This is a genomic window from Streptomyces beijiangensis (assembly GCF_017315755.1).
GTDB lineage: Bacteria > Actinomycetota > Actinomycetes > Streptomycetales > Streptomycetaceae > Streptomyces > Streptomyces beijiangensis.
In genome coordinates, this window is sequence record NZ_JAFLRJ010001564.1 from 1 (window position 1) to 349 (window position 349).

The window sequence follows — 349 nt, forward strand, 5'->3', positions numbered from 1 at the left end:
GGTCAATGAGCTGGTTGAGCTGGTCACCCATTGATTTTTTGTACTCGTTCAGCTTTTTGTCGATTTCTTTGTCGGAGACATCGTATTTATCATCGAGTACTTTTTGCTGAACAAGCATGTTCAGTGCGTCCGCTCCGGCATTGTCTTTTAATGTTTGATAAAGGTCTTCTTTTGTAATATTTCCAGCTTTTGTTTCCGCAACAACCTCAGAATCTCCCCCGCTGCATGCGCTGAGAGCCAGCACGCTTGTCGCTGTAATCGCCGCAATTGCAATCTTCTTCATAAATGCAAACACTCCTAATCATAACAGTTTAAACTTTCCTTTGAATTGTATCATATCATATTCTGA

The 349-nt window shown here is 41.3% G+C and carries 1 pseudogene; it reads right to left on the reverse strand.

Annotation, left to right across the window (positions count from 1 at the left end):
- A pseudogene (gene prsA, locus J0695_RS46555) lies at positions 1 to 283 on the reverse strand (peptidylprolyl isomerase PrsA); the annotation flags it as partial.
- Between the last annotated feature and the right edge of the window lie 66 nt (positions 284 to 349).